Annotated in this window: 25 protein-coding genes; 14 read left to right on the forward strand and 11 right to left on the reverse strand. The window is 60.7% G+C overall.

The features are described from left to right. Positions 1–51: 51 nt before the first annotated feature. From relA to P3S72_RS22330, 5 genes are all read right to left on the reverse strand, one after another. On the reverse strand, positions 52–2295 hold the full coding sequence (gene relA, locus P3S72_RS22310; RefSeq protein WP_247397032.1) for a GTP diphosphokinase: 2244 nt from the start codon (positions 2293–2295) through the stop codon (positions 52–54). A gap of 134 nt (positions 2296–2429) precedes the next feature. Beyond that, on the reverse strand, positions 2430–3782 hold the full coding sequence (gene rlmD, locus P3S72_RS22315; protein WP_276194259.1) for a 23S rRNA (uracil(1939)-C(5))-methyltransferase RlmD: 1353 nt from the start codon (positions 3780–3782) through the stop codon (positions 2430–2432). Then, complete coding sequence (cysM, locus tag P3S72_RS22320) at positions 3782–4684, reverse strand: cysteine synthase CysM (protein WP_276194260.1); 903 nt, start codon at positions 4682–4684, stop codon at positions 3782–3784. The genes rlmD and cysM overlap by 1 nt, the downstream gene beginning before the upstream one ends. Before the next feature lie 232 nt (positions 4685–4916). Next, the gene (locus tag P3S72_RS22325) at positions 4917–5522 is read right to left on the reverse strand and encodes a DTW domain-containing protein (protein WP_276194261.1); all 606 of its coding nucleotides are present in this window, start codon (positions 5520–5522) and stop codon (positions 4917–4919) included. Between the two features lie 6 nt (positions 5523–5528). Further along, positions 5529–6422, reverse strand: coding sequence for a LysR family transcriptional regulator (locus P3S72_RS22330; protein ID WP_247397420.1), 894 nt, complete (start codon positions 6420–6422; stop codon positions 5529–5531). Between the two features lie 150 nt (positions 6423–6572). Here P3S72_RS22330 and speB point away from each other — a divergent pair, with 150 nt between their 5' ends. From speB to P3S72_RS22350, 4 genes are read left to right on the forward strand one after another with little or no spacing between them, the layout of a single operon-like run. Beyond that, positions 6573–7523 (forward strand): agmatinase, encoded by a 951-nt coding sequence (gene speB / locus P3S72_RS22335; protein ID WP_247397418.1) that lies wholly within the window; start codon positions 6573–6575, stop codon positions 7521–7523. After that, the gene (locus P3S72_RS22340) at positions 7523–7945 is read left to right on the forward strand and encodes a nuclear transport factor 2 family protein (RefSeq protein WP_276194262.1); all 423 of its coding nucleotides are present in this window, start codon (positions 7523–7525) and stop codon (positions 7943–7945) included. The genes speB and P3S72_RS22340 overlap by 1 nt, the downstream gene beginning before the upstream one ends. Positions 7946–7966: 21 nt before the next feature. Further along, the gene (locus tag P3S72_RS22345; RefSeq protein WP_276194263.1) at positions 7967–9478 is read left to right on the forward strand and encodes a cytosine permease; all 1512 of its coding nucleotides are present in this window, start codon (positions 7967–7969) and stop codon (positions 9476–9478) included. Positions 9479–9512: 34 nt separating this feature from the next. Then, complete coding sequence (locus P3S72_RS22350) at positions 9513–10895, forward strand: sodium:solute symporter (RefSeq protein ID WP_276194264.1); 1383 nt, start codon at positions 9513–9515, stop codon at positions 10893–10895. A 159-nt stretch (positions 10896–11054) separates the two neighbouring features. Here P3S72_RS22350 and P3S72_RS22355 read toward each other — a convergent pair whose 3' ends face one another. After that, complete coding sequence (locus tag P3S72_RS22355) at positions 11055–11177, reverse strand: PA1414 family protein (protein ID WP_003193089.1); 123 nt, start codon at positions 11175–11177, stop codon at positions 11055–11057. Between the two features lie 140 nt (positions 11178–11317). Further along, the gene (locus tag P3S72_RS22360; RefSeq protein WP_276194265.1) at positions 11318–12211 is read right to left on the reverse strand and encodes a LysR family transcriptional regulator; all 894 of its coding nucleotides are present in this window, start codon (positions 12209–12211) and stop codon (positions 11318–11320) included. A 105-nt stretch (positions 12212–12316) separates the two neighbouring features. Between P3S72_RS22360 and P3S72_RS22365 the strand changes: the two genes are divergently transcribed. Beyond that, entirely contained in the window at positions 12317–13534 is a 1218-nt protein-coding gene (locus P3S72_RS22365; protein ID WP_276194266.1) for a YbfB/YjiJ family MFS transporter, read from the forward strand. 104 nt (positions 13535–13638) lie between these two features. Here the strand turns inward: P3S72_RS22365 and P3S72_RS22370 are convergent, their stop codons facing one another. Continuing rightward, positions 13639–14037, reverse strand: a complete 399-nt coding sequence (locus tag P3S72_RS22370) for a DUF2177 family protein (protein WP_276194267.1) — start codon at positions 14035–14037, stop codon at positions 13639–13641. A 51-nt stretch (positions 14038–14088) separates the two neighbouring features. Continuing rightward, the gene (locus P3S72_RS22375; protein ID WP_028617391.1) at positions 14089–14925 is read right to left on the reverse strand and encodes a S1-like domain-containing RNA-binding protein; all 837 of its coding nucleotides are present in this window, start codon (positions 14923–14925) and stop codon (positions 14089–14091) included. Positions 14926–15247: 322 nt separating this feature from the next. Between P3S72_RS22375 and P3S72_RS22380 the strand changes: the two genes are divergently transcribed. The 3 genes from P3S72_RS22380 (at position 15248) to P3S72_RS22390 (ending at position 17293) form a co-directional block, all read left to right on the forward strand. Further along, positions 15248–15427, forward strand: a complete 180-nt coding sequence (locus tag P3S72_RS22380; RefSeq protein WP_003193095.1) for a hypothetical protein — start codon at positions 15248–15250, stop codon at positions 15425–15427. 210 nt (positions 15428–15637) lie between these two features. After that, positions 15638–16360 carry a TorF family putative porin gene (locus tag P3S72_RS22385; protein ID WP_276194268.1) on the forward strand — a complete coding sequence of 241 codons (723 nt, stop codon included), beginning with the start codon at positions 15638–15640 and terminating at the stop codon, positions 16358–16360. Positions 16361–16426: 66 nt separating this feature from the next. Then, positions 16427–17293, forward strand: coding sequence for a DUF6279 family lipoprotein (locus P3S72_RS22390; RefSeq protein WP_276194269.1), 867 nt, complete (start codon positions 16427–16429; stop codon positions 17291–17293). A 32-nt stretch (positions 17294–17325) separates the two neighbouring features. Here the strand turns inward: P3S72_RS22390 and P3S72_RS22395 are convergent, their stop codons facing one another. Beyond that, positions 17326–17715: a transcriptional regulator gene (locus tag P3S72_RS22395; RefSeq protein WP_247397393.1), complete on the reverse strand. Its 390-nt coding sequence runs from the start codon at positions 17713–17715 to the stop codon at positions 17326–17328. 211 nt (positions 17716–17926) lie between these two features. Then, positions 17927–19273, reverse strand: a complete 1347-nt coding sequence (locus P3S72_RS22400) for a DEAD/DEAH box helicase (protein ID WP_276194270.1) — start codon at positions 19271–19273, stop codon at positions 17927–17929. A 193-nt stretch (positions 19274–19466) separates the two neighbouring features. Between P3S72_RS22400 and P3S72_RS22405 the strand changes: the two genes are divergently transcribed. From P3S72_RS22405 to P3S72_RS22430, 6 genes are all read left to right on the forward strand, one after another. Continuing rightward, complete coding sequence (locus P3S72_RS22405; RefSeq protein ID WP_276194271.1) at positions 19467–20756, forward strand: mechanosensitive ion channel family protein; 1290 nt, start codon at positions 19467–19469, stop codon at positions 20754–20756. 557 nt (positions 20757–21313) lie between these two features. Next, positions 21314–22411 carry an iron-containing redox enzyme family protein gene (locus tag P3S72_RS22410; protein WP_276194272.1) on the forward strand — a complete coding sequence of 366 codons (1098 nt, stop codon included), beginning with the start codon at positions 21314–21316 and terminating at the stop codon, positions 22409–22411. A 12-nt stretch (positions 22412–22423) separates the two neighbouring features. Then, entirely contained in the window at positions 22424–22738 is a 315-nt protein-coding gene (locus P3S72_RS22415) for a Rieske 2Fe-2S domain-containing protein (RefSeq protein ID WP_276194273.1), read from the forward strand. Positions 22739–22746: 8 nt separating this feature from the next. Beyond that, positions 22747–23928 (forward strand): MFS transporter, encoded by a 1182-nt coding sequence (locus P3S72_RS22420; protein ID WP_276194274.1) that lies wholly within the window; start codon positions 22747–22749, stop codon positions 23926–23928. A gap of 11 nt (positions 23929–23939) precedes the next feature. Further along, the gene (locus tag P3S72_RS22425; RefSeq protein WP_276194275.1) at positions 23940–25157 is read left to right on the forward strand and encodes an ATP-grasp domain-containing protein; all 1218 of its coding nucleotides are present in this window, start codon (positions 23940–23942) and stop codon (positions 25155–25157) included. Between the two features lie 4 nt (positions 25158–25161). Continuing rightward, positions 25162–25839, forward strand: coding sequence for a phenylalanine--tRNA ligase beta subunit-related protein (locus P3S72_RS22430; protein ID WP_247397383.1), 678 nt, complete (start codon positions 25162–25164; stop codon positions 25837–25839). Positions 25840–25853: the final 14 nt, after the last annotated feature.

Below are 25853 nucleotides of genomic sequence, written 5' to 3' on the forward strand. Positions count from 1 at the left end.
GCTTTCGGGGACAAGCCCCTCCCGCCTTTCAGACTGTGTTCATCCAGATGCTCATGGGGTGCGGTTGCGCCGGGTTTCGATGATGTTCGGCAACTGGGAAATCCGCCCCAGCAACCGCCCCAACGCGTCCAGCCCCGGAATCTCGATGGTCAGGGACATCAAAGCGGTGTTGTCCTCCTTGTTCGAGCGGGTATTGACGGCCAGCACGTTGATCCGCTCATTGAGCAGCACTTGCGACACGTCACGCAGCAGGCCGGAACGGTCGTAGGCACGGATGATGATGTCCACCGGATAGGTGAGCACCGGCACCGGCCCCCAACTGACCTGGATGATCCGCTCCGGCTCGCGCCCGCCCAACTGCAGCACCGAGGCGCAGTCCTGGCGGTGAATGCTCACGCCACGGCCCTGGGTGATGTAGCCGACAATGGCGTCGCCCGGCAGAGGCTGGCAGCAACCGGCAATTTGCGTCATCAGGTTGCCGACGCCCTGGATCTGGATATCGCCACGCTTGCCAGGCTTGTAGCCGGTGGCTTTGCGCGGGATCAGTTCCAGCTGTTCGTTGCCCCGCTCCGGCTCCACCAGTTGCTGGGCCAGGTTGACCAGTTGCGCCAGGCGCAGGTCGCCGGCACCGAGAGCGGCAAACATGTCTTCGGCGATCTTCATGTTGGCTTTTTCAGCCAGCTTGTCGAAATCCACCTGGGGCAGGCCCAGGCGCGCCAGTTCGCGTTCGAGCAGGGTTTTGCCGGCGGCGACGTTCTGATCGCGCGCCTGCAGCTTGAACCAGTGGACGATCTTCGCCCGCGCCCGCGACGTGGTGATGTAGCCCAGGTTCGGGTTCAGCCAGTCGCGGCTCGGCGTGCCGTGCTTGCTGGTGATGATCTCGACCTGTTCACCGGTCTGCAGGCTGTAGTTGAGCGGCACGATGCGCCCGTTGATCTTGGCGCCCCGGCAGTTGTGGCCGATTTCGGTGTGGACGCGGTAGGCAAAGTCCAGCGGTGTGGCGCCCTTGGGCAAGTCGATAGCGTGGCCGTCGGGGGTGAAGATGTAGACCCGGTCCGGTTCGATATCCACCCGCAGTTGTTCGGCCAGGCCGCCGATGTCGCCGAGTTCTTCGTGCCATTCCAGCACTTGGCGCAGCCAGGAGATTTTCTCTTCGTACTGGTTGGACCCGGCCTTGACGTCGGTGCCCTTGTAGCGCCAGTGCGCACACACCCCCAACTCCGCCTCTTCGTGCATGGAGTGGGTGCGGATCTGCACTTCCAACACCTTGCCCTCGGGGCCGATCACCGCTGTGTGCAGCGAGCGATAGCCGTTTTCCTTGGGGTTGGCGATGTAGTCGTCGAATTCCTTGGGGATGTGCCGCCACAGGGTGTGAACGATACCGAGCGCGGTGTAGCAGTCGCGCACTTCCGGCACCAGCACCCGCACGGCGCGCACGTCGTAGATCTGGCTGAACTCCAGGCCTTTGCGCTGCATTTTGCGCCAGATCGAATAGATGTGCTTGGCGCGGCCGCTGATGTCGGCGTCGACGCCGGTGGCCTGCAGCTCGGCACGCAACTGGCCCATCACGTCGGTGATGAAACGCTCACGGTCGAGCCGGCGCTCATGCAGCAGCGTGGCAATCTGTTTGTATTGGTCGGGTTCGAGGTAGCGGAAGGACAAGTCCTCCAGTTCCCACTTGATATGGCCGATACCCAGGCGATGCGCCAGGGGCGCGTAGATGTCGAAGACCTCGCGGGCGACGCGGTTGCGCTTTTCGTCGTCGGCGGTCTTCACCGCACGGATCGCGCAGGTGCGTTCGGCCAGCTTGATCAAGGCGACGCGCACGTCGTCGACCATCGCCACCAGCATCTTGCGCAGGTTTTCCACCTGGCCCTGGGTGCCCAGCACCATGGACTGGCGTGGGCTGAGGCTGGCGCTGATGGCGGCCATGCGCAGCACGCCGTCGATCAACTTGGCCACCAGCGTGCCAAAACGCTGGCTGACCAGCGGCAAGGCAATATGCCCTTCCCGCACGCCGCGATAGAGCACGGCGGCGATCAGCGAATCCTGGTCCAGCTTGAGATCCGCGAGGATCTCAGCGATTTCCAACCCGGTACGAAAGCTTGAAGTGCCCTCCGCCCACAGGTTCTTGGCCGCATTGTCTTGCTGTTCAGACTCACGAGCGAACTCGCAGGCTGCTTTCAAGGCTTCACGGTCCAGTGCCGGGTCGACACTGACGGCATGATCCAGCCATGCCTCGAGATTGATACTGCCGTCGGTGTTGATCGGCTGGTGTGCTCTCACCTGTACCATCTTGCTTACCTTCCCTACGACGCACCTTTGATGCGCCAAAAATCATCGCTGACCTGCTTTATCACTAAAGCTCACACACTCCCAGGCAGATCACGGCCCAGGAGAATGCAGGCCAGTCGGATTAAACGGGCGTCCTAGCCCGCTTCAAATAACGCCATCGCCTCGACATGCGCGGTTTGCGGAAACATGTCGAGAATCCCGGCACGTTTTAGCCGGTAGCCCTGCTTGACCAGCTCAACCGTGTCCCGCGCCAGCGTGGCCGGGTTGCAGGACACGTACACCAGGCGCTTGGCTCCCAGAGTGGCGAGCTTGCGCACAGCCTCCAGGGCACCATCGCGGGGTGGGTCCAAGAGTACCGCAGAAAAGCCCTGTTTGGCCCAGTCCGCGTCAGTCAGCGACTGGGTTAAATCGGCCTGAAAAAACTGCACATTATGCAAATTATTGCTGATGGCATTGAGCGCCGCGCGCTCGACCATCGCCTGTACACCTTCCACCGCCACCACTTCGCGCACCTGGCGAGCAAGTGGCAGCGCGAAGTTACCCAGGCCGCAAAACAGGTCCAGCACCCGCTCATCGGCTTGCGGCGCCAGCCATTCAAGCGCCTGGGCCACCATCGCCGCGTTGACCCCGGCGTTGACCTGAACAAAATCGCCCGGTCGATACGCCAGTTCCAGATCCCATTGTTCCAACCGATAGCCAAGGGCCTGGTCAGGCTCGACCGGTTCGGGCTGGCCCTCGCCATGCAGCCACAACTGGGCCTCATGGAAAGCGCAAAATTCGTTGAGGATCAGCAGGTCGGCGTCCGACAACGGCGCCATATGCCGCAACAATACGGCGATGGACGACCCGCTGAACAACTCCACATGCCCCAAAGCCTGAGGTTTGCTTAGGCGGCGCAGCATACCGGGCAAACGCTGCATGATCGGTTGCAAGGCCTGTACCAGCACCGGGCAATCGTCGATGGCGACGATGTCCTGGCTGGCCACGGCGCGGAAACCGACTTCCAGTTTCTTGGCCTTGGCATCCCAGCGCACGGCCACACGGGCGCGACGCCGATAGCCCAGCTCGGGCCCGCTCAACGGCGCGGCCCACTCTTGCGGCTCGACCCCCGCCACACGCGACAGCTGCTCGGCGAGCATGCGCTGTTTCAGGGCAAGTTGTTCAGCATGGGGCAGGTGCTGCACGCTGCAACCGCCGCAACGGCCGAAGTGCGCGCACGGTGCCGGGCGGCGCAGCTCGCTGGCCTTGAACACCCGCTCGGTGCGCGCCTGGACCACTTTGCCGTGGGCGCCCAACACCCGCGCTTCGACCTCTTCGCCGGCCAGCGCACCGTTGACGAACCACGTGCGGCCTTCAAAGAACACGATGCCACGGCCATCATTGGCCAGGCGCTCGATGGTCAGGCGTTGCTTTTTGCCCACGGGGATCTGTGGGGCACGGCTGCCGCCCGTCGGTTGGAAGCGCAGGCCTCTCTCGTGCTTGGCCATCAGTTGGGTTCGTCGAAAATGCCGGTCGACAAGTAACGGTCGCCACGGTCACAGATGATCGCGACGATCACCGCGTTTTCCACCTCCTTGGACAATCGCAACATGCCGGCCACGGCGCCGCCAGCGGACACGCCGCAGAAGATGCCTTCTTCACGGGCCAGGCGGCGCGTGGTGTCTTCGGCTTCACGCTGGGCCATGTCGATGATGCGATCCACGCGCGAGGCGTTGTAGATCTTCGGCAAATACTCTTCGGGCCAGCGACGAATGCCGGGGATCGACGCGCCTTCCATCGGTTGCAGGCCGACGATCTGGATCGCCGGGTTCTGCTCTTTCAGGTAGCGCGAGTTGCCCATGATGGTGCCGGTGGTGCCCATGGAGCTGACGAAATGGGTAATCGTGCCCTGGGTCTGGCGCCAGATTTCCGGGCCGGTGGTGGTGTAGTGCGCCTCGGGGTTGTCGCCGTTGGCGAACTGGTCCAGCACCTGGCCACGGCCTTCGGCGGCCATGCGCTCGGCGAGGTCGCGGGCGCCTTCCATGCCTTCTTCCTGGGTGACCAGGACCAATTCGGCACCGTAGGCGGTCATCGCAGCCTTACGCTCGGCGCTGCCGTTGTCGGGCATGATCAGCACCATCTTGTAACCCTTGATCGCCGCAGCCATGGCCAGGGCGATCCCGGTGTTACCGGAGGTGGCTTCGATCAGGGTGTCGCCGGGTTTGATCTGCCCGCGCAGCTCGGCGCGCGTGATCATCGACAGCGCCGGACGGTCCTTGACGGAACCGGCCGGGTTGTTCCCTTCGAGCTTGAGCAACAGGGTATTGCTGGTTTCACCCGCCATGCGTTGCAAGCGGACCAGGGGCGTGTTGCCGACGCAATCGGCGATTGTAGGGTACTGCAAGGTCATGGCGTATTCGCAATCCAGACTGCGGGGACGAACATCATACCGGGAAAGCCTGGCGCGCCATATCACGCAAAGTGCGGTGCTTATGGCTTATAGGAATAAGCGAGTGAAGTGGCGCGCCCATCGGGGGCAAGCCCCCTCCCACATTTGCCCTGTGCTCACCAAAAATAGTGTGTACCCCACAACCCCCTGTGGGAGGGGGCTTGCCCCCGATGGACGCGCCTCGATAAATGGACTAGCCCAAATACCCATCGCCATGATTTCTCTGAAAAACCTCTTCCCCCATCGCCGCGATCTGCCCGTCAATCAGCGCCTCAAACGGCTTGAGCAGCGCGGCAAACGATGTCGGCGCCTCCAACACCTGCAACGCCTGCACAATCGCCTCTACCGTCGACAACGCACCGGGGCCCGGCGCCTTGCGCAGCCGGTAGCGCGAGACGGCCGCCTCGACCAGCGTCACCCTGGGCAGCGCCGCCAGCAGCGGGTTGAGGTGCAACAACTTGCGCGCCTTGCGCCATGTGCCGTCGGGGACCACCAGCAACAACGGCTCGTCACTCTGTCCATAAGCCTGCAGCGGCCGGGCATCGTCAGCGGGAAACAACAGGCGCGCCTGATAACCAGGCGGGTTCAACAAACTCGGCAGATCATCGAATACCTCGCCCACCACCAACTGCGCATTTTTCAAGCCCAACGCCGCCAGCCGCGCGGTATTGAGCGCATGGTTGACCTCGCTCGGGTGCTGCAGCAGTAACACGCGGGTGCGGCTGTCGAGGCTGGGGATCAGCGCGCACAGGCAATGGCTGGTAGGCCGCAGGCAACGGGAGCAGTGGGGTCTGGACATGGTTTTTCAGGCCTGGTTGAGCTGGGTTTTGAGCAAGTCGCGAAAGGTCTGGATCAGCGGTTCACGGCTACGGCCACGGCGCATGATCATCGAGAACGGCGCCTGGTAGCCGAAGGTCGCCGGCAGCAGCACCCGCAGGTCGCCCTTGTCGGCCCACGCCTGGGCGTAGTGCTCGGGCAGGTAGCCGATGTAGGCGCCGGACAGCACCAGGATCAGTTGCGCCTCCATACTTTCCACGGTGGCGGCGCTGTGCTTGAAGCCATGGCGTGCCAGCTCCGCCTGGCTCCAGTAGCCGCGCCCGACCATGCGTTGTTGGGTGATCACCTGTTCAGGGATGCGCCGCTCATTGAACAGCGGGTGCCGGGTGCTGCAATACAACCAGTGCTGCTCGCGGTACAGCGGCATATAGATCAGCCCGCTCATGCGATTGGAAAACGCGCCGATGGCCAGGTCCAAGCGGTTGTCCTGCACGCCCAATTGCAGTTCGTAAGGACTCATCACCGACAAATGCAAATGCACCGCCGGGTGTTCCAGGCTGTAGGCGCCGATCACTTCGGCGAACGGCAGGGCCTTGTCGCTGACGGTGGAGTCGAGCACGCCAAGCTTAAGCGTGCCACGCAGTTCGCCTTTGAGCGCGGCGGCGTATTGCTCGAAGCCTTCGAGCTCGCCCAGTAGCCGCAGGGTTTCCTGATGGAACAGCTCGCCCTTGCTGGTCAGGCTGAACCCGCCCCGGCCGCGATGGCACAGCACCAGGCCCAACGCCGATTCGAGCTGGCTCATATAGGTGCTGATCGCCGAGGTCGAGAGGTTGAGTTCGTGCTGCGCATTGGCGAACCCCTGGTGGCGCACGATGCTGACAAAGATGCGCAGGAGTTTCAGGTCGGGCAAGGCGTTGGCCATGGTCGGCTCCGGGGAGGTGATCGCAGCAGTCTACCTGCCGGCATTAGTTTAGAAAAATCTGAACTAAGTATTTACCCCTGCCGATTCTTCCCGCCCCAGGCTTTTCGCAGAATCGGCCCCTTATAAACACAACAACGATGAGGCAATCCCGTGGACAAGATTTTCCACCAACCACTGGGCGGCAACGAAATGCCGCGCTTCGCCGGCATCGCCACCATGATGCGTCTTCCCCATTTGCAATCGGCCAAGGGCCTGGACGCGGCCTTTATCGGCGTGCCACTGGACATCGGCACCTCGCTGCGCGCCGGCACCCGCTTCGGGCCCCGGGAAATCCGCGCCGAATCGGTGATGATCCGCCCGTACAACATGGCCACCGGTGCCGCACCGTTCGACTCGCTGTCGGTGGCCGACATCGGCGACGTGGCAATCAACACCTTCAACCTGCTCGACGCCGTGCGCATCATTGAAGAAGCCTACGACGAGATCCTCGAGCACAACGTGATCCCCATGACCCTGGGCGGCGACCACACCATCACCCTGCCGATCCTGCGGGCGATCCACAAGAAACACGGCAAGGTCGGGCTGGTACACATCGATGCCCATGCCGACGTCAACGACCATATGTTCGGCGAGAAGATCGCCCACGGCACCACCTTCCGCCGCGCGGTGGAAGAAGGCTTGCTCGATTGCGACCGCGTGGTGCAGATCGGCCTGCGCGCCCAGGGCTATACCGCCGAAGACTTCAACTGGAGCCGCAAGCAGGGCTTTCGCGTGGTGCAGGCTGAAGAATGCTGGCACCACTCCCTCGCGCCGTTGATGGCCGAAGTGCGCGAAAAAGTCGGCGGCGGCCCGGTGTACTTGAGCTTCGACATCGACGGTATCGACCCGGCCTGGGCACCGGGCACCGGCACGCCGGAAATCGGCGGCCTGACCACCATCCAGGCGATCGAAATCATCCGTGGCTGCCAAGGCCTCGACCTGATTGGTTGCGACCTGGTAGAAGTTTCGCCGCCTTACGACACCAGCGGCAACACCTCGCTGCTGGGCGCCAACCTACTGTACGAGATGCTCTGCGTACTGCCCGGCGTGGTGCACCGCTGATGAGCGCGCGCGAGGTATTGCAGGCCGCCGCCGATTTGGTCTCGGCCTTTGCGCGCAATGATCGCGCGGCCTACTTCGGCGCGTTCACCGCCGACGCCAGCTTTGTGTTCTACACCCTGCCCCAGCCGCTGCTCAGTCGCGATGCCTACCAGGCGTTGTGGGACAGCTGGCGCCGGGACGAGGGGTTCGAGGTGCTGTCCTGCATCTCGAGCAACGCCGTTGTCAGCCTGCAGGGTGATGTGGCGATTTTTATGCATGACGTGGCCACCGAGCTGCGCATGAACGGGGAGCAATTCAATAGCCAGGAACGCGAGACCATTGTCTTCACACGACTAGGGTTAGACGTACAACAAAAACAAGGCCTGTGGCTGGCCTGTCACGAACAATTGTCCGCTATGCCGGAAGGGCTGCCGCCCCCTTAGCCAATGTGATCGGAGCTGATCATGAATAATAAAAACAACGAAAACAGTATTCGTAAGATAGAAACCAACGGGGTCGAACAGATCCCGGACCACGAACGTACCGCCGGGCCCAAGGATCTGTTTCGCCTGATCTTCGGCGGTGCCAACACCTTTGCCACGGCTGTGCTGGGCGCCTTCCCGGTGCTCTTCGGCCTGTCGTTCCAGGCCGGTGTCTGGGCGATTGTGCTGGGCGTGCTGGTGGGTGCGCTGATTCTGGCGCCCATGGGCCTGTTCGGGCCGATCAATGGCACCAACAATGCCGTGTCGTCCGGGGCGCACTTCGGTGTACACGGGCGGATTATCGGCTCGTTTCTGTCATTGCTGACGGCGATTGCCTTCTTCTCACTGTCGGTGTGGAGTTCAGGGGATGCGCTGGTAGGCGGTGCGAAACGCCTGATCGGCCTGCCGGAAACCGACCTGACCCTGGGCCTGGCCTACGGCGTGTTTGCCATTCTGGTGCTGACGGTGTGCATTTATGGCTTTCGCTTCATGCTGTGGGTCAACCGTATTGCGGTATGGGCGGCGAGCCTGCTGTTTCTGCTGGGGATCTTCGCGTTCGCGCCGACCTTCGACAGCCACTTCGCCGGCACCGTCGCCCTCGGCCAGAGCGGCTTCTGGGCCGCGTTTATCGGCGCGGCGCTGGTGGCCATGAGCAACCCGATCTCCTTCGGCGCGTTCCTCGGTGACTGGTCGCGCTACATCCCGCGTGAAACGCCGAAAATGCGCATCATGCTGGCGGTGGTCGCAGCACAGATCGCCACCTTGATCCCGTTCTTGTTTGGCCTGGCCACTGCGACCATCGTCGCGGTCAGGGCGCCGGACTACATCGCGGCCAACAACTACGTCGGCGGTTTGCTGGCGGTGGCGCCGAGCTGGTTTTTCCTGCCGGTGTGCCTGATCGCGGTGATCGGCGGCATGTCCACCGGCACCACGTCGCTGTATGGCACGGGGTTGGACATGTCCAGCGTGTTCCCGCGCCTGCTGTCGCGGGTCAAGGCCACGTTGCTGATCGGGGTGATGTCGATTGCCTTCATCTTCATCGGACGTTTCGCCGCCAACCTGGTGCAAAGCGTGTCGACCTTCGCGGTGCTGATCATCACCTGCACCACCCCATGGATGGTGATGATGATCATCGGCCTGATCGTGCGCCGCGGCTTCTACTGCCCGGACGATCTGCAGGTGTTTACCCGCGGCGAACGCGGCGGGCGCTACTGGTTCAGCCACGGCTGGAACTGGCGCGGCCTGGGCGCCTGGATTCCGAGCGCGCTGGTGGGGCTGTGCTTCGTCAACCTGCCGGGGCAGTTTGTCGGGCCACTGGGCAACCTCGCCCAGGGCATCGATATCAGCCTGCCGGTGACACTGGGGCTGGCCTCGGTGGTGTACCTGACCTTGCTTCGCGTGTTCCCGGAACCGGCTTGCGTATATGGGCCGACAGATCCGCGCAGCAAACGCACGGACGTGCGCGCTGAACCGGCGCTGCAACAGGCCGCCTGATTCCCATAAAAAAGACAATCGGAGACTCGCCGTCATGGCTTTGGATTTATTCGTCGTACTCATCTACGCCGCCGGCATGCTCGTGCTCGGCTATTACGGCATGCGCCGCGCCAAGACCCACGAAGACTACCTGGTCGCCGGGCGCAATCTCGGCCCGACGCTGTATATGGGCACCATGGCCGCCACGGTATTGGGCGGTGCGTCCACCGTCGGCACCGTGCGCCTGGGATATGTGCACGGCATCTCCGGCTTCTGGCTGTGCGCCGCGCTGGGCATGGGGATCATTGCGCTGAACCTGTTCCTGGCCAAGCCGCTGCTGAAGCTGAAAATCTTCACCGTCACCCAGGTCCTGGAAAAACGCTACAACCCCATGGCCCGCCAGGCGAGTGCGGTGATCATGCTGGCCTACGCGCTGATGATCGGCGTGACCTCGATCCTGGCCATCGGCACCGTGCTGCAGGTGCTGTTCGGCCTGCCCTTCTGGATTTCGGTGCTGCTCGGCGGTGGCGTGGTGGTGGTGTACTCGACCATCGGCGGCATGTGGTCGCTGACCCTGACCGACATCGTGCAGTTCGTGATCAAGACCGTCGGCCTGATGTTTATCCTGCTGCCGATCTGCCTGTACCGCGTCGGCGGCTGGGACGAACTGGTGACCAAGCTGCCGGCGTCGAGCTTCAGCTTCACCGCGATCGGCTGGGACACGATCATCACCTACTTCATGATCTACTTTTTCGGCATCCTGATCGGCCAGGACATCTGGCAACGGGTGTTCACCGCTCGCGACGAAAAAGTCGCCCAGTACGCAGGCACCTTCGCCGGTTTCTACTGCATTCTCTACGGCCTGGCCTGTGCGTTGATCGGCATGGCGGCCCATGTGCTGATCCCCGATCTGGATAACGTCAACAACGCGTTTGCCGCGATCGTCAAAATGTCGCTGCCCGATGGGATTCGTGGATTGGTGATTGCGGCGGCGTTGGCGGCGATGATGTCGACGGCCAGCGCCGGCTTGCTGGCGGCGTCCACCGTATTGACCGAGGACCTGCTGCCACGTTTGCGCGGCGGCAAGCAGTCGAGCCTGAACATCAACCGCCTGTTCACGATGCTGACCGGTATCGCGGTACTGGGCATCGCCCTGGTGGTGAACGATGTGATCAGCGCACTGACCCTGGCTTACAACCTGTTGGTGGGGGGCATGCTGATCCCGCTGATTGGGGCGATTTTCTGGAAGCGCGCGACGACCGCAGGGGCGATTACGTCCATGACCCTGGGCTTTGTGACCGCGCTGGTGTTCATGTTCAAGGATGGCTTGGACGCGAACACGCCGATCTACTACAGCCTGGCGGTGGCGTTGGTGAGTTTTGTCGGGGTGAGCCTGTTGTCGCGCCGGCCTGAAACGGTGCCCGCTCGGGCGGCCTGAACAAACACTTGGCCTATCACGTTTTCTTCAGCGGGTGCGACGTCGGATGTCGCACCCGTTTTTTTTTGCGTGGCGTACAAGACAGGGTGGGGGCGGGTTTGCTCGCTCCTACACAAGCCCGCACCTACATTAATTCTGCGGCATTCCAGTGGCTGCGGTTTAGCGCCGACGTGGACGACGCTGCTCATCATCCGTGCGAATGGGCACCGGCTGCAGCGGGGGCTCGATCAGACCCAGCGCAACGCCAAGGTCGTGGAGCCAGTTTTGGATTTTCTCTTTCATGATTGCCCCCTTTGAGGGTAGTGCGGGTCGGCGGGAATTCGTTCGCCTCTTCCTACAGATAGTAGCCCTAACTCCTACGCATTGCTTCAACGAAACCACAACGAACTATTACTGAATTGATTCAAATGCCGACGGTACGTTCAGGCAATCGCACGGGCGTCTTGCGGCAACTCTGCCTGGCCTTCGCGCTGCAGTTCGATCCATGCGTTGAGATTAGCGCCGAGCATACCCTTTCGCCACATCAGCCAGGTGGTCGCAGTGGCAAAAGGCCCAGATAGGGGATGAACGGACACGCTGTCCTTGCCTGGCAGGCTGTCGAGCATGGATTCGGACATCAGGGCCACGCCGGAACCGGCGATCACACAGGCGAGCATGCCCTGGTAAGACTCGATCTCAATGGCGCGGCCCATGGCCACGCGCTCGTGGGAAAACCACGTCTCCAAACGTCTGCGATAGGAACAACTGCGTCGGAAGGTGAACACCGCACGGCCGGCCACATCCTGGGGACCGTGTACCGGTGGGTGGTCGGCTTCGCAAATCAGCACCAGCTTTTCGTCGCACAGGGGCACACCGTCCAGCGTCGCGAGGGTCAGCGGGCCGTCGACCAGCGCAGCGTCAAGACGCCCGGTGATCAAGCCTTCCAGCAGCTCCCCGCTGGGCGCCGACTGCACCTGCAAATTCACCAGCGGATACGCCTTGTGGTAGCGCGCCAACAGTTTCGGTAAGTGAATCGCGGCGGTGCTGTACATGCTGCCCAGCACAAAGTCGCCGGCCGGTTGCCCGCCTTGCACGGCACCGTGGGCTTCGTCGTGCAGCGCCAGCAGACGGGTGCTGTAGTCCAGCAACACTTTGCCCGCTGGGGAAAGCTGCAGGCGTTGACGTTCACGGACGAATAACTCGACGCCCAGTTGTTCCTCCATCTGCTTGAGCCGGGTCGACAGGTTCGACGGCACGCGGTGCAAGCGCTCGGCAGCGCGGGTGATGGAGCCCTCTTCCGCCACGGCCTGGAAAATGCGCAATTGACTGAACTCCATACCTTTCTCCAAAACTGAACAAGTTGATCACTATTATTCAATTTTACAGAACATCAATCCACCTTAGCCTGCACATCATTCGCTTTCCCGCAGGAAACCTTGAACATGTCCCCCTTGATTCGCCTCCTCGCCAGCTTTATCGCCTTGATGATGGCCATGGGCATTGGCCGCTTCGCCCTCACCCCGCAAATGCCGCATTTGCTGAGCGAAGGACAGATCGATCTGACAGGTGCCGGGCTAATCGCTGCCGCCAACTACCTGGGCTACTTCGTCGGTGCGGTGGATTCGATTTTTGCCCGCAGCCATCAGCATGTGCGCGCCCGTTTGTACGGCGGGTTGTGGTTGTGCGTGCTGCTGACCCTGGCGTCGTACTGGGCCCATGGGTTCTGGCCGCACCTGCTGTTGCGCTTCGGCACCGGCGTGGCCAGCGCCTGGGCACTGGTGATGATCACCAGCCTCAGCCAACCGCTGGCGATTGCCGCAGGGCAGCCACGCTTGGGCGCCCTGGTGTTTGCCGGGCCGGGCCTGGGGATTCTATTGACCGGCCTGCTGGCGCTAGGCTCGAACCTGCTGGGGCAAAGCTCCGCGACGCTGTGGCTGGTCTACGGCGGGGTGGCGCTGCTGATGCTGCTGGCGATCCTGCCTTTCCTGCCTCGACCGAGCCTCACTGACGCGCCCATCAGCGGCGCGGACAGCAATGCGAGCATCGCGCACCTGGGCGGGATTTATTTTCTGTTCGGCCTTGGCTACATCATTCCGGCGACCTTTCTGTCACAGATGGCCAGCGCGCAGTTCAAGGGCGCCTGGCAGGCAGACCTGTTCTGGCCATGCTTTGGCCTGGCGGCTGCGCTCGGTGTGGTCGTGGCGAGCCTGCGCCGCAAGGCCGCGAACACAACCCGTCGCTGGCTGATGACAACCCTATGGCTGCAAGCGGCGGGCGTGTTTGCCTGCTTGCTGGGCAACGGCTGGGGTCTGGCGCTGGGCGTGTTGCTGTGCGGCGGGCCTTTTCTGGCGTGTATGCAGTTGGTGATGGCGCGCTTGCGGGAGGTGGCGCCGCACGGCTATCAGCGCAGCACCGGGGTGCTGACTGCCTGCTTCGCGATCGGCCAACTGAGCGGCCCGTTGCTCGCATCGGTGAGCAGCCATCTGAGCGACGGCCTGCAACCGGCGCTGGTGATTGCCGGTTGCGGGCTGTTATTGGCGGGCGCGGTGTTGCTGCGCCACGCTACGACGGTCACCCAGCAATCACCGGCGTTGACACGCGAGCTTGTTCGCGTCGAGCGAGCACCAGCAAAAACAGCCCACCCAGGAAGCAGCCGGTAAACCCGGCGTAGAAGTCCACCAGCAGAATCCCGAACAACGGCCCGCAGAAGGCAAAGGTGTTGTATTAGGCTCAGCAACGGTGCGCGCCTAAATTCTGTACACAATCACTTGCACGCCCGTTGCGCACACAGATGGCCAACCGTGCAACAAACAGCGCTGAGAAACGTGCCCCAGGCCATGTCCATGAGCGCCAGCCCCGCCGACCAACCTTGCAGCGTGGCCCAGTTGCTCAGGTCATACGTGCCGTAGGCCACCAGACCGAACAAAGCCCCCAGGCGCGCCGCGCGCAGCCAAGTGCCGCTGGGCAAGATCACCAACACCACGCAACCGAGGACATAGAGCAGATAGAACAGCATGGCAGGCAACAGCCGCGGCTGCTCGAGCATCAGCGGGCCCAACAGGGTTTTGTAGGTCGGCCCCATGAGGACACCGAGCCAGAGGCCGTCGAACACCAGAAAGGCGAGCAAGGTGCCGAGGTAAGCGAACAAGGATTTGCGGGGCATCGGCACAGCCTCTGTAGGAGCGATTTGCTCCTACAGAAGAGCAAACCGCACTTAGCTTAGTTCAATACGATCCGCGTGAATCACAATCTGGCCCTGCTTGTAGAGCGCACCAATGGCTTTCTTGAAGTTGCCTTTGCTAACGCCGAACAAGTTGCTGATCACTGCCGGGTCGCTTTTATCGCTGACCGGCAAGCTGCCGTTGTTTTCACGCAGCTTGGCGAGGATCTTCGAGTTGAGGCTGGAGGCCGCTTCCTGACCGACCGGTTGCAGGCTCAGGCTGATATTGCCGTCGGCGCGGATTTCCTTGATAAAGCCTTTCTCTTCCTTGCCCGGGCGCAGGAACTTGAACACTTCGTTCTTGTGGATCAGGCCCCAGTGCTTGTTGTTGATGATCGCCTTGAAGCCCATGTCCGTGGCCTCGGCCACCAGCAGGTCGACTTCCTGGCCCACCTGGTAGTTGGCGGGCGTCTTATCGAGGTAGCGGTCAAGACGCGCGGTCGCGGTGATGCGCTTGGTGTGCTTGTCGAGGTAGACATGCACCACGCAATATTCGCCAGCGGTCAATTGACGTTTTTCTTCCGAATACGGCAGCAACAGATCCTTGGGCAAACCCCAATCGAGGAAAACACCAATGCTGTTGACTTCGACGACTTTCAAACTAGCGAATTCGCCGACTTGAACTTTGGGTTTTTCAGTGGTGGCGATAAGTTTGTCATCGCTGTCCAAGTAAATGAATACGTTAAGCCAGTCTTCATCTTCACTGGGAATATCTTTGGGGATATACCGATTAGGCAAGAGGATTTCACCGTCTTGCGCACCATCCAGGTACAAACCAAAGTTAGTGTGTTTAACCACTTGCAAGCTGTTGTAGCGCCCGACTAAAGCCATTTCCAATACCCTCATTGCGTGGGCGGCATTCTACCCGAGTTGTGCCCGGCACGCGCGCGCGCTTGAAAAATCGCGGGCTTGCATGGCGTTCTACTGGCTGCGCCCCGCTCGTCTGATCAGTCGGCTGAATTTTGCAGCGCTTGCTGCACCCGGCAGGCCGCGTGGTTTCGAGTTAAAACAGCAAGTTAGGGGCTTATTTCGACGACAAACTTTGCGTGTTTCAGCCATCACTGTAAATACCAGGGGATATTTACCAAGCAATTGTCAAGCATTTCCTGTACGATGCCTGGCCAAGTTAATTTTCTACAGGTTAGTGGCCGCCATGCGCGTAAAAGCATCCAATAGCAAAGCAAAGCCAGCTCCCGCCGTCGAAACCAGCGAGTCGATCAACAGCCAGATCGCTGCGTTCCTCAAGTCCGGTGGCGAAATCCAGCAGATTGCCAAGGGCGTGAGCGGCCAGACTTTCGGCCCGTCCAAGCAGATCAGCCTGGGCAAGAAGTAAGCTGACGGCGCAATACACCTGGTCCCTAAGCGTCTTGCCAGCAAGGCGCTAGGACTAGAGTCCGAAACACCCTCTTGCTTCACCCCCTGCTCCACAAAATCGACGAACGGGCCTCAGCACCTGGTATTCGCCGGTATGCTTGCACGCGTCTAGCACGGGCATCCGCCTGATTTCTTTCGTTACTGCTCCTCGCTTTTCATGGAGTGAAGCATGCTCAAACCGATTATTTTCCTGCTCAGCGCCCTCGCCGCGAGCCCACTGGCCGAAGCGCAAATTTTCCAGCGCGAATTGGGCGACTTCGATCTGAAATTGGGCACCACGCCCAGCCGCAGCATGGCCCAGGGCCTGGTCAAGCCCACCTCGCCGGGCAGCGACGCCTTCCACGGCGGCCTCGACCTGAGCCACAACAGCGGCCTGTATTTCGGCCAGTTTTCGCCGAATATGGGCCTGTCTTCGGCGAGCAACCTCGAAGTCGACTCATACATGGGTTTCAAGCACCCCTTCGACCAGACGCTGGGCTACGAAGTAGGACTGATCCACTACAGCTACCCCTCGCTCAGCCTCCTCGACAGCCAGGAGTTCTACGGCGGCCTGAACCTGCTGGGCAATCGCTTCGGCGCGTCTTTCAGCAATGACCCCGACCGCCAGGACAGCACGCTATTCGCCGACCTTGGCGGCACGCAGCCTTTCGGCATCGGCGTCAGCATGAAGTACACGACGCACCAACTGGGTAGCCCGGTGTCGGTGGATAGCGGCTCGATTCGCAGCTTCAGCGACTGGTCGGTGCAATTCTCGAGGGCGTGGATGGGCGTTGACCTTGACCTGATCTACAGCGACTCCAGCCTCAATGGCGGCGACTGCTCGGCCTACTCCGGACACAATTCGCAATGCGATGGGCTGTTGACCCTGAAGGCCGCGCGGACGTTTTATTGATGGGCTGAACTGTCGCACCCAGCGCGGGTTCACATGCATCAACCCCCTCTGCGCAAGGACCTGCCCATGTTGCATCGGCTCACATTTCTGCTGGTATTCGTGATCGCGAGCCTGGCGCTTGGCGGCTGCAACCGCGTGGGTTTGGCCTACCGCAATCTCGACGTGATCATCCCGTGGACCCTAAGTGACTACCTGGCCATGAACGCCGTGCAGAAGCGCTGGTTCAACGACACACTCCAGCAACACCTGGCCTGGCATTGCACCACGCAGTTACCGGGCTATCTGGACTGGTTAGACCGCCTGCAACAAATGGTCGACAACCATCAGGTCAGCGACAGCGCCTTGCAGAGCCGTACCGGCGAAGCCAAACAGGCGGTTAACGAGATCGCGCGCGCGATCACCCCGTCGGCCGTCCACTTGCTGCGCGGGCTGGACGACCAGCAGGTCAAGGACATGAACGACGCCTTGGCCAAAGACCTGCGCAAGCGCCAGGACGAATACCTCAAACCGCCCCTGCCGCAACAGGTCCAGGAGCGGGCCGAGCGTATGAGCAAGCGCCTCGATACGTGGATCGGGCCGCTCAGCGCAAGCCAGCAGCAACGCGTGACGGCCTGGTCCGCAGAGCTGGGTGAACAGAACCAGCAGTGGCTCGACAACCGCGCCCGCTGGCAGGGGCAGTTCATCGACGCAGTGCAACAACGCCACGACGCTGACTTTGCGCAAAAAATGCAACAATTGTTGGTGGACCGAGAAGGCCTATGGACCCCGGAATATCGGGAGGCCTATGCCCAGACAGAAACAGCAGCGCGCAGCCTGATCGTGGATCTAATGGCGCAAAGCAGCGTACAACAACGCCAGAAGCTGACGCACAAAATCGAGGGCGTGCGCAGCGATCTCAAGGCGCTCAAATGTCTAAAAGCCGCCGCTGACTAGAACGTGGGGGCAAGACCGCTCCCACATGCTCTTCAGGCAATCGCCGCCTTCGACGCCACAGCGTCGAACGTCACCGGTTCCAGCGCATCCGCCTGCTCATCCAGCACCTGACGTGGGTGAGCGTTGCCCGGTATTGAGCTGTCTATCAAGGCCAGCAATTGGGCACCTCGCGGCGTCAAAACAAAGTTCTCACCACTGCCACCCTCGTCCTCTGGCCGCGACTCGATAAACCCGCGCTTGAACAACAGCGCCTCGTAATCCGCAGCGGTCTTTTTCAGCGCATCCAGATTGCCGGTGGACTCGCCCGCCGTGGCCTTATCAGCGGCTTCCTCCTCGGCGTATTTGCGCGGGGCAAAGCTGCCCTCGCCATTCTGCACTTCATGCAGCAGACGCTCGATCAGATCCCAGTTGTAAGTCGTCATCCTGATTCCTCCTGCGGGCCAAAGGAAAGTAACCCGTCTAGAGGTGTGACACGCGACGTCACTGGCCGTTCAGCCGAATGGACAGGCGTCATTGCGCTGAACTTTCCAGACGTTCGCCGCCTCACCTGAGCGGAAAGAAGCTGCGACCAATGCAAAAACCGAGGGCAAGAAAAAACCGGACAACGTCCGGTTTTTTTATTGCGGCCCAGGCTTATTCGGCAGCCGGCGCTTCCGGCTTGCGACGCTTGAGTGGCGCCATGCCGTCCTTGCTGACCAACGACAGGTTGTCGGTCTTCGGCCGGTTGGCGATCTTGCGCTTGGTCGGCGACTTGGCGCCGGCCTTTTTCTTGTCGCCCTTGGCGTCGACTTTTTTCTTCTTCACGCCCACGGCCTTGCCCGACGCCTTGACCTTCTTCGGCCCGGTGTAGGTGCCTTTGACTTCCTTGATGGTGCGGCGCTCGAACGACTGCTTGAGGTAGCGCTCGATGCTCGACATCAAGTTCCAGTCACCGTGGCAGATCAATGAGATCGCCAGGCCATCGTTGCCGGCACGCCCGGTGCGGCCGATACGGTGTACGTATTCATCACCGCTGCGGGGCATGTCGAAGTTGATGACCATGTCCAGACCATCGACGTCCAGGCCGCGCGCGGCGACGTCGGTGGCGACCAGGATCTTCACCCCGCCTTGCTTGAGACGGTCGATCGCCAGCTTGCGGTCCTTCTGGTCTTTCTCGCCGTGCAGGACGAACGCCTTGTAGTCCTGCGCCACCAGGCGACCGTAGATACGATCGGCCGCAGCCCGGGTGTTGGTGAACACGATGGCCTTCTGATAGGTCTCGTTGGCCAACAGCCAGTTGAGGATCTGCTCTTTGTGGACGTTGTGGTCAGCGGTGATGATCTGCTGGCGCGTGGTCGCGTTCAGGTCGCTGACGTTGTTGACCTGCAGGTGCTCGGGGTTGTTCAGGACCTTGGCAACCATGTCGCGCAGGGTCGAACCGCCGGTGGTGGCGGAGAACAGCATGGTCTGCTGGCGATTCACACATTCAGCCACCAGGCGCTGCACGTCATCGGCAAAGCCCATGTCGAGCATGCGGTCGGCCTCGTCGAGCACCAGCACTTCGACCTCCTTGAGGTCGAGGTTGCCGGCGTTGAGTTGCTCGATCATGCGGCCCGGGGTGGCGATGAGGATGTCCGGCACCTTGCGCAGCATGGCGGCCTGGACCTTGAAGTCTTCGCCGCCGGTGATCAGGCCGGACTTGATGAAGGTGAACTGTGAGAAACGTTCCACTTCCTTCAGGGTCTGCTGGGCCAGCTCGCGAGTCGGCAGCAGGATCAGGGTCTTGATGCTGACGCGCACTTTAGCCGGGCCGATCAGGCGGTTAAGAATCGGCAGGACGAAAGCGGCGGTCTTGCCACTCCCGGTTTGAGCCGTCACCCGCAGGTCACGCCCTTCGAGCGCGAGCGGGATGGCCGCTGCCTGCACAGGCGTAGGCTCGACAAATTTAAGCTCGGCCACGGCTTTGAGCAGGCGTTCGTGCAGGGCGAATTGGGAAAACACGGGTGCTACCTCGAAGAAATACAAAATATCAGCTGCATAGGGTAACGGTTTCGGGCGTCCAAACCGAGTTTCTTTACGCGAACAGCGTCAATCAGCTGTTTTTTTGTTAAGGCGTTTGTCTGTAACGCCAATGTTGCGGCACTTAGATGCTCTAATCGCACGGTCTTGTCTTACAGAAGAATCGGTTTCACCCATGGATATCAAACAGCTCTGGCTCAACGTCAAAGACCTTTGGAGCGCCCTCGACGAACATCCCCTGCTGCATTCCAGCCTGGGCTTGCTGGTGCTGCTGGTGGTGGCCCTGTTGCTCGGACGGGCGGCGCGTTACCTCATCCTGCATGCGGTCAAATTGCTCGGACGGCAACCGTCCCTGCACTGGCTCAATGACCTGCGCCACAACAAAGTCTTCCACCGCCTGGCGCAGATGACGCCGTCGCTGGTGATCCAGTTCGGCCTGTACCTGGTGCCGGACCTGAGCAAGACCGCGACCCTGTTTATCGGCAACGTGGCGTTGGCGTTCACCATTCTGTTCATGGTGCTGGCCATGAGCGCACTGCTCAACGCCCTGCTCGACATCTATGCGCGCACCGAACACGCGCGTACCCGCTCGATCAAGGGTTATGTGCAGTTGGCGAAGATGGTGCTGTTCGTGTTTGGCGCGATCATCATCGTCGCCACCCTGATCGACCGCTCACCGCTGTTGCTGCTGTCCGGCCTGGGTGCGATGTCGGCGGTGATCTTGTTGGTGTACAAGGACACCCTGCTGTCGTTCGTCGCCAGCGTGCAGTTGACCAGCAACGACATGCTGCGGGTTGGCGACTGGATCGAAATGCCCCAGGTCGGCGCCGACGGTGACGTGGTGGACATCACCCTGCATACGGTCAAGGTGCAGAACTTCGACAAGACCATCGTCTCGATTCCGACCTGGCGCCTGATGTCCGAGTCGTTCAAGAACTGGCGCGGCATGCAGGCGTCCGGCGGGCGTCGGATCAAGCGCAGCCTGTTCATCGACGCCAGCGCCGTGCGCTTCCTGCGCGACGATGAAGAGGCGCGCATGAGCCAGGTCCACCTGCTCACCGACTACATCAGCCGCAAGCAGGCCGAGCTCAAGGCCTGGAATGAAGCCCAGGGCCAAAGCGCGCAGTTGTCGGCCAATCGCCGGCGCATGACCAACCTCGGCACCTTCCGCGCGTATGCCCTGGCCTATCTGAAAAGCCACCCGGATATCCAGCCGAACATGACCTGCATGGTGCGTCAGATGCAAACCACCGCCCAGGGCGTACCGCTGGAAATCTACTGTTTCACCCGCACCACGGCGTGGTCGGATTACGAGCGGATTCAAGGGGATATCTTCGATTACCTGCTGGCGGTGCTGCCGGAATTCGGCTTGAGCCTGTACCAACAGCCGAGCGGCACTGACCTGCGCAGCGGGCTGTTTGCAATGACGCAGAACACCACCGCCGCGCAAGCCCCGGAGAACTGACAAAGCGCACGGTGAGGGGCTCCCTTGCCCCTCGCCTGTTGAATCCCCCCGCGCTAAATCAGGCCTTGCGCTACAGGCCAAGCCTGCCCGGCAAATAGCTGACGAACATGTTTAGTTGCCCACGCCGCAAAATCAAACCCACGCAACAACAAAGAAAACTTCACCTATACATTTAGTGATTTTCACTATCCAGGCGCCCGATTTTTAATCTGTTTTTAGAAAAACCAAAGCTATAGCATCTGGCCATCGAACAACTCTGTGAGAAGGCATTACTTATGTTATGGACAACTAAGCTTTCAGATGATGCGGCACACTTTTTATTAAGTTCGGATGCGGAAGCACTGACTCACTACTGCAGTGCAACTGGCTTCTCTCAACCTCGCGACTTTTATACCGACAGCCCTTACCAGCGACCTTCAAGGCCGCAGGACGTGACCGATGCAATTATCAGCACCCGCCTGACAAGCGACCAACTTTCACACAGCCAGCATCTTTTGGCGCAACGCTTATTATTGAACATCTATGAACAAGACTTGGTCTTTTTACCCAAGCCGCCCATGGCACTGGATCTCAAGGCATTCAAGAATTTTTATGATCCGCAGCATGCCGCGTCCGGTAAAAAGATTCGTCCGCTACTGGAGCAATACCTCTACAACTGGCTCAAGGAAGAGGTTCACATCAACGGTCCCTGGTGCCTAGACTCCTTTGTCGCCCACACCGACAAGGTATTGGACGATGTGGCCCGGTCCGACTCCAAGCTCCATGAAGTCCTGACCACCAGCCGCCATCCCGAACGTGCTGCGCGGTTTTTCATGACGCAATGCGCCGGCGACTTCCTCAGTGAAGCCTCGGCCATGGCGCGCAATGTGCTGGGTAACGGCGGCGTGTACACCAGCGAACTGTTCAAGATCCTGATCGACGAATACGGTTACGGCATCGACAAGAAGAAGCACAGCACCATTTTTGAAGACATGCTCAAGGACATGGACATGTCCCATCACGTGCATCACTACTGGCAGTTCTATACCCCCGCCTCGCTGTCGCTCACCAACTACTTCCACTACGTGTCGGCCAACCATGGCGAGCTGTTCCGCTATATCGGCGCCATGTACTACACCGAAGCCACACTGGCCCTGACCACCCAGCATCAGTCACGCGCGATCAAGACGATCTTCAACGGCACGGTCTCCACCGAATACTTCGACGAGCACTCACACATCGATGTGCATCACGGAAGAATGGCCCTGCAACGCCTGATCCTGCCGATGATCAAACAGTTCGGCAACGCGATCATCCCCGACCTTATCCGCGGTTTTGAGGAGTTCCGGTTACTGCAGGACATCGCCGACGATGAGCTTTATGCCCATATCAAGTGGCATGACGAGATGGATGAACACCGTGCCAACGCCCGCGCCCTCCATGGCCGCAAGCCGGTGGACCTGACGATCACCGAGCCTGAACACGAGCTTTCGGTGCTGCACACCCACCCCAATGACGAACTGTTCTGGGTCGAATCCGGCGAGCTGGATTTTGTCGCCAGCCCCGAACTGACCGTGCGGCTCAAGGCCGGGGAAGGCGTGGTGATTCCCAAGGGCATGCTGCATGGCACCTGCATCGTCAGCCCCTCCTGCACTTACACCGTCACGGCCATGTGAGGACGCCGCCCCATGAAAGCCATCAGCATGAACCTCAGCCATACCCACTATGTGGCGGTGGACGGGAAAACCTACTTTCTCAAGCGTCATGCGCATTCGACTCAACTGCTGCCGACAGCCTGCCCCCATCGCGGCGGCCCGCTGCACATGGGGGAAGTGACGGGTGACGGGCAAAGCGTGATCTGCCCCTGGCACGACAACGCCTACAAGGTCTGCAACCTGGAAAAGAAGTCGCTGCCCACCGTTCGCGTCAGAAACCAGATCAGTACCGTCATCGGTGACACCGAGCGATGCGTGCCTCTCCTTAAACTCTCTCGTTACGACTGATGGTGCCCATGAATAATAAATCGACCCTTGCTGCGTTTTATTCGATCGTGACCCTCTTCACCGGCCTGGACATGGCGATTGTGATCGCCATGGTCTGGTTCGGCCTGGAGACTACCGGCTCGACGTTCCTGGTGGGCGCCACCTTATGCGTGGCGACCGTGGTGCCGTATTTGTGCGAACAGTACATCGGCAAGTTCTTCACCATTGAACTGAGCATGAAACGACTGTTGTACATTCGCCTGACCGCGTTCGCCGCCGTGCTGGGGCTGTCGTTTACCGACGCGGCGCTGTTGCCGATCGGCTTCCTGGCGATTGCCTTCGTGGTGGGGGTCACCGACTACTTCACCATCAGTACCCTGGAATCGAAAAACACCAAGCTGGTGCTGGCCGGGCTGACCAACAGCGACACCTCGGCGCGCTTGATGCAAACCTCCATCCAGATCGGGGCCTTCGGCGGTGCGCTGCTGGGCGGCGTGATTGTGGATGTGTTCAGCGTCAACCAGACCCTGCAGATCATCAGCCTGGGGGCGATCCTGTCATTGGCGGCGATTCTTTTTGTGGCGCCAACCCCCGTCGCCGATACCCCCGAGCAGGCCGCCGACGGCCACACGGCGCAGCCCCTGCACCTGCCGCGCAACCTGTACATCCTGATCATCGTGTTGAGCATGATCGGCTTCCATATCGGCGCCTTCAACAGCCTGGTGCCCATCGTTTTCCAGAAACTCAACGAATGGAACGCCACCCTGTTTGGCGTCGCCAGCGGCCTGGCGGGCCTGGGTGCCTTCAGCGCCGCAGTGCTGCCACGGATCAAGCTCAACAGCTACAGCGCGATCCTGCTGGTGATACTGGCCGACGTAGCAATCGTCTATTTCCATAACCTCTACGTGATGATGGGCGCCGCCTTCCTGCTGGGTTTCTGCATCAACAGCCTGCGCATCCAATTGCGTAAAACCCTGATCGAGTCGGCGCCCAACGCACGGATCGCCGACGTGATCGCCGCCAAAAGCTCGCTCTACTACCTGCTGGTCAGTGGCTCGGCGCCGATGATCCTGACGTTCTTCACCACCGCAGCCTTCCTCGGGCTCGAAGGTGCGCGCGTGCTGATGATCGTCTCCGCCGCGCTGTTGGCTGCTGCCGTACTGGCGTGGAACCTCACCCCTGCCGTCGCGGCCACCGCCACCACCGAATAGGAGTACCTGCTTTGGAAACCGTACTGATCGTTGACCCGTTCTCCACAGGCAAACTCTACGCGCCCTTGCTCAAGGCTCAGGGCGTAAGGTGCATTGCCGTGATGTCCACCGACAGCTTGCCCAAGCATTTCACCGATGACCTGATCAGAGAAAACTTCGACGCGGTCTACAACTGGGAAGAGGGTTTGCTGGAGATCCTCGAACTGCTGTCGCTGAGCGCCGTGATCGCGGGTTGCGAAACCGCGATCTACCTGACCGACTACCTCACCGAAGTCCTGCGTATTCCCGGCAATAGCCGCATCACCAGCGACCTGCGTCGCAACAAGTTCTCGATGCAGCATGCCCTGAAAAAACACGGGCTGGCGAACATTGAATCGCAACTGCTGAGCTCGCCAACGCGCATTGCAGAGGTGGTTGCCACGCTGAAAGACACCGCCACCTATGTAGTCAAGCCGCTCAATTCCGCCGCCACCGAAGGCGTGGTGTTTGCCCAAGGCCGGGCTGGCGTCGAAACTGCCTTGAACAATGCGGCCTGGCAGCGCAAAAACGACCTGGGGGAAATCAACCTCGGCTTCATCGTGCAGCCGTTCGTCTCGGGCCCGGAATATGTCGTGGATATGGTCGCCTTTGACGGCGTGTACATCATTGCCTCGGTGTGCAGATACACCAAGGTCCAGAAAAACGGCAGCATGTTTGTCTACGAAAGCCTGGACACCCTCGATCCCCGCGCCGAGGAACTGCAGCCGCTGAACGACTATGCCCGCCAGGCCGCTGCGGCGCTGAGCATCGAGGTCGGCCCGATTCATATGGAAATCATCTGGTCTGCAGACGGCCCGGTGATGATTGAAGCCGGCGGCCGCTTGCATGGCGGCATCGCACCGCTGTTGTTTCAACAGGTGTACCACCCCGACTTGCTGTCGCTGGCCATCGACAGCTACCTCGGCCGCCCACGCCCCCGCACGGATGCGGTCAGCCAGATCAGCCACGGCCGGATCGGGTTCTTCTGCTCCGATGAACAACGCACCTTCGCCGCACCCTCGTCGCAGGCCTTGCAGAGCGTGATGGAGGACGAGGCGTATTGCGGCCACCGCTACTTCATCGACGCCGGCGATACCACGCCGATCACGATCGACTTCGCCACCTGTCCGGGGCTGTTCTGGCTGCAACACCTTTCGGCGCCGCAACTGGACATCAGTACCGCCAATCTACGTAAAAAACTGTGGTGTTAAGGCAATGAAAAGTCGTTTGATCATCCGAAAGTCAGCCAGTGATCTGGGCATCAACAATGCGTGCGCAGCGGTTATCGAAGACATTACCGTGTCGGACGACCAGAGCTTCGTCAGTGTCCTGCAAAGCAACCTCAATCACGTTGCGTCCCACCTCAACGAACTGGACTCCAACGTCATTTACGACGGCTTTGCCAAGCAACTCAAAAAACTCGGCTACGAAAACACCGTCAGCGCCAACGAGAAACTGTTGCGGCGTTTCATCGCCAAAGGCGTCCACCCCATCAACAACATCGTCGATGCCTATAACGCCGTGGCGATCCGGCATGGGGTCAGCATCGGCGTACACACCTATCATCAGCAGGATGATATTTATGTCATGCGCTCGCAGGCCCCCAGGGCTTTCCGACCATTGTTCGCCAAGAAGGACATTACGATTCCGGCGGGCGACATCGTCTATACCTGCGGTGACGTGCCCCTGGCGAGCATCGGCAAGGTCGACGCCGACGCCCATGACTTCAGGCTGACGAAGGACTCGTCCAGCCTGCTGGTGGTGGTGCTGGGGCACGACGACACGACGTTTGCCTTCAACCAGGCCGTCATTGAAGAGTTCGTCGACACCCTGCGCCAGCGAATGCCGGCCTTGAGTCATCACTTTCTCGAGACCGTACACGATCACGCCTGAGGCTGATGCCGCGT

The organism is Pseudomonas sp. D3 (genome assembly GCF_029320995.1).
Taxonomy (GTDB): domain Bacteria; phylum Pseudomonadota; class Gammaproteobacteria; order Pseudomonadales; family Pseudomonadaceae; genus Aquipseudomonas; species Aquipseudomonas paraveronii.